We start from the raw sequence: 3378 nt of genomic DNA on the forward strand, positions 1-3378 counted from the left end.
TGACCCAACAGCAGTTGGACCGCCCTTAGGTTGCCTGTTTTCTTGTAAATCTGCGTGACTTTCGTTCGCCGCATCGAGTGCGTGCCATAGGCGCTTGCCTCCAGACCAATGGATGTCACCCAGTCACGCACAATGCGCGCGTACTGGCGGGTAGAGATGTGAAGCCGTTCGTGAAAACGCCCAGGCCAGAGGTATTCGGATCCGACCCTCAGCGGCTCCCGCATCCATCTTGCCAGCGATGCACGGGTGCCTTCGGAGATTTCGAAGCGCACAGGTTTCTGGGTCTTGCTCTGAAGAACCGACGCGCGTTCCTTGATTTGGCCGGATGCCATAACATCGACCACCCTCATTTTCACCAGATCGCAGCCGCGCAGCTTGCTGTCGATGGCAAGATTGAAGAGGGCCAGATCACGATGGTTCTCGGCCAATTCCAGCCGCACCCTGATCGCCCAGACGTGTTTGGGCTTGAGCGGCCTTTTCTGGCCGACGATCCGGCCTTTGTTCCAGGCTGGGCGTAAGGCGCGGATGGCCGGTAAGTTTGATGTTTCCATGATGGATCCTCCGATCCACCACGCCCTCCCACATCGACAACCCGACGTTGACAAGACATCATACCATATGATGCTGCGCCGCATCCGAGGTCGGCTTTGAGCCTTAAACTGACTACGCTGGACGTAATATGCTTTGCAGCCGCAGCATGGGCGTGCCTCTCGCTCCCCGGCCCTAAGCCGACCTTCACGCCTTGCGTAGCAAAGGTCAGCTTCGAGCCCACTTGGGCTGTCACTGCCTAGTGCGCCAAAGACCCATAGGCCCCTGCCGGCCAGCACATTGTGCTGGATCATGGCTAATCACCATTTCAAATAAATCCAGTAGCAGAACATTGCCACAAGCACCAAAATGACCTGCAATACCATTGCACGGATTAGGAATTTAGAACGCTTTAGGTCGGTATCGACATCGATCTTTTTCATGGGGAATCCTCTTATGAAGACCTGTCGCTTACTTTGCATTGCACAGGCGGCAACAACAGAAATAGCGGGTAACACCTATCACAAAACACTGAAGATGGCACTTCCGATTTCGACGATTGGCAACAACGTCCGCCAAGCCGACGTTGGCCTGCAAACCTCAGCGCCGTTTGGGTGGGCGACCGCAGCGAATGGCAGGAACGAGCCCAGAGTGACTGATGCTGCGCGCTGTTTGAAAGGCCGGTCTTTCAAGCCGTCAATTGAAACCGATACAACACTGAGCTTGGCATCCAAGATGGCGGAACTGCTCCGGCGTCCAGTTGGCCGCCTAAGCGTTCAGCTAAACCTCGGGATGCAGAGTTGTCGCAATGCACATGCGCAATTAGCGTCGAGAGCCCAAGCTGTTGTTTTGCATAACTCTTGAAACCAACACCAGCCTCCGTAGCAAATCCTTTGCCCTCATCCTTCTGATCCCAAATTGTCCAGGTGATTTCAGGAGGCTCTGAGACGCTGAGCTGCAATGCACCGAAATGTCCCAGCGGTCGCTCTGTCGCACGATCTAAGAATACAAAACGACCGAAACCGCGCAGCTCCCAGTGTCCTATCATCGCAGCTAACTTTTCAAATGCCTGCACCTCACTAAACGGGCCGCCGACATACTTGGTTCGCCCGCAAAGGCAATACTTCGTGAACCAAGGCAGGTCTGATCGAATAGGCCGTCTGAACAATAGCCGTTTGGTTTTTAAAGCATAGGGCAGCATATGAAATTTCGCTCACTTTTGACGCACAATGCCAGACTGATACGACATACGAGTGACAACTACGGAAGGAAAGACACTTGGATTTCGAACTTGAAGCGGACTTTGGCGCAGTCGCAGCAAAATGGCGCTTTGTCCCGCCAAGCAGGCCTCAGTGCTCGATGCAGCTGATGGCAGGGACGAGCCCGTTTTGCAGTTCACTGCGCGAAAGGCCGCAGTGCATCTTGGTTCACTTCACGGCGTCAGTCTCAGACCGTTTCGCCCGCATGTCCGCAAGAATTTGAACGCGCGGTTCATGCCGCTTGCGATACAGAAACCGTGCCCAGAGCGCGAAGGCCCATGACATCCAGCCCGCGTCGATTTCAATGACGTCGCGCAGCCTGGACCCTGACTGCTGCGGTTCCACGGTCAGAGTGTGATGCCACGATTTGACGCCTGCGCCCTTTTCAGAAGACCGCAAAATCATTGCTTCGTCGTCGCACTCCAGGACTTCCATGAAATACGGTTGAGGCGGTAACTTCCCGAACAGCGACACCTGCACGGTAATTCTCTGGCCTTGGTATACGCGACCGCTCGGCAACCCTTCGAAGCTGACAACCCCATCCATGATTTCCCTGAGTGCATCGAGGTCCGTTGCCAGCGCCCAGACCTCCTTCGCCGGTGAGGCGTATTCGTGTTCGAGGATGACGGTCTTCACAGTCGCTCCTGTGGTTCAAAAAGCTATCCCTGGTTGATTGACCTAAACCGGACATCTGCGCAACCGCAGCGAAGGTCAGCAAAGCCCCGCATTGCGGTCATTGACCATACCAAAATGCTGCACTCCGCCGACAACGTCCGCTTTGGGGAAGCTGCATTGCGGCACTGCGACCGTCGGTCAATGTCTCCTTTGGGCCGTCTGTGGCGACGGCCCAGCGGTTTAGATTTCGATAGCTTCGGCGATCACCAGCGCATCTTCAAGCTCGACGCCGAGGTACCTGACAGTGCTGTCCATCTTGGTGTGACCCAACAGCAGTTGGACCGCCCTTAGGTTGCCTGTTTTCTTGTAAATCTGCGTGACTTTCGTTCGCCGCATCGAGTGCGTGCCATAGGCGCTTGCCTCCAGACCAATGGATGTCACCCAGTCACGCACAATGCGCGCGTACTGGCGGGTAGAGATGTGAAGCCGTTCGTGAAAACGCCCAGGCCAGAGGTATTCGGATCCGACCCTCAGCGGCTCCCGCATCCATCTTGCCAGCGATGCACGGGTGCCTTCGGAGATTTCGAAGCGCACAGGTTTCTGGGTCTTGCTCTGAAGAACCGACGCGCGTTCCTTGATTTGGCCGGATGCCATAACATCGACCACCCTCATTTTCACCAGATCGCAGCCGCGCAGCTTGCTGTCGATGGCAAGATTGAAGAGGGCCAGATCACGATGGTTCTCGGCCAATTCCAGCCGCACCCTGATCGCCCAGACGTGTTTGGGCTTGAGCGGCCTTTTCTGGCCGACGATCCGGCCTTTGTTCCAGGCTGGGCGTAAGGCGCGGATGGCCGGTAAGTTTGATGTTTCCATGATGGATCCTCCGATCCACCACGCCCTCCCACATCGACAACCCGACGTTGACAAGACATCATACCATATGATGCTGCGCCGCATCCGAGGTCGGCTTTGAGCC

The 3378-nt window shown here is 55.8% G+C and carries 5 protein-coding genes; all 5 read right to left on the bottom strand.

Annotation, left to right across the window (positions count from 1 at the left end; genetic code table 11):
* Nucleotides 1–551, bottom strand: a 551-nt coding sequence (locus HTT03_RS07600; RefSeq protein WP_174859269.1) for a tyrosine-type recombinase/integrase, incomplete at its 3' end; no start/stop codon positions are given.
* A 297-nt stretch (nucleotides 552–848) separates the two neighbouring features.
* Complete coding sequence (locus HTT03_RS18830; RefSeq protein ID WP_277871167.1) at nucleotides 849–971, bottom strand: hypothetical protein; 123 nt, start codon at nucleotides 969–971, stop codon at nucleotides 849–851.
* Between the two features lie 245 nt (nucleotides 972–1216).
* Nucleotides 1217–1729 (bottom strand): GNAT family N-acetyltransferase, encoded by a 513-nt coding sequence (locus tag HTT03_RS07605; protein WP_174859270.1) that lies wholly within the window; start codon nucleotides 1727–1729, stop codon nucleotides 1217–1219.
* Between the two features lie 226 nt (nucleotides 1730–1955).
* Nucleotides 1956–2423 carry an SRPBCC family protein gene (locus HTT03_RS07610; protein ID WP_174859271.1) on the bottom strand — a complete coding sequence of 156 codons (468 nt, stop codon included), beginning with the start codon at nucleotides 2421–2423 and terminating at the stop codon, nucleotides 1956–1958.
* 219 nt (nucleotides 2424–2642) lie between these two features.
* Complete coding sequence (locus HTT03_RS07615) at nucleotides 2643–3275, bottom strand: tyrosine-type recombinase/integrase (protein WP_174859272.1); 633 nt, start codon at nucleotides 3273–3275, stop codon at nucleotides 2643–2645.
* Nucleotides 3276–3378 lie beyond the last annotated feature (103 nt).

This window comes from Sulfitobacter maritimus, from assembly GCF_013346665.1.
GTDB classification, from domain to species: Bacteria; Pseudomonadota; Alphaproteobacteria; order Rhodobacterales; family Rhodobacteraceae; genus Sulfitobacter; species Sulfitobacter maritimus.

Excerpts from the sequence above, each read along its gene's own strand:
- HTT03_RS18830 (WP_277871167.1), bottom strand. The coding sequence starts at position 971 with ATGAAAAAGATCGATGTCGATACCGACCTAAAGCGTTCTAAATTCCTA.
- HTT03_RS07615 (WP_174859272.1), bottom strand. The coding sequence starts at position 3,275 with ATGGAAACATCAAACTTACCGGCCATCCGCGCCTTACGCCCAGCCTGG.
- HTT03_RS07605 (WP_174859270.1), bottom strand. The coding sequence starts at position 1,729 with ATGCTGCCCTATGCTTTAAAAACCAAACGGCTATTGTTCAGACGGCCT.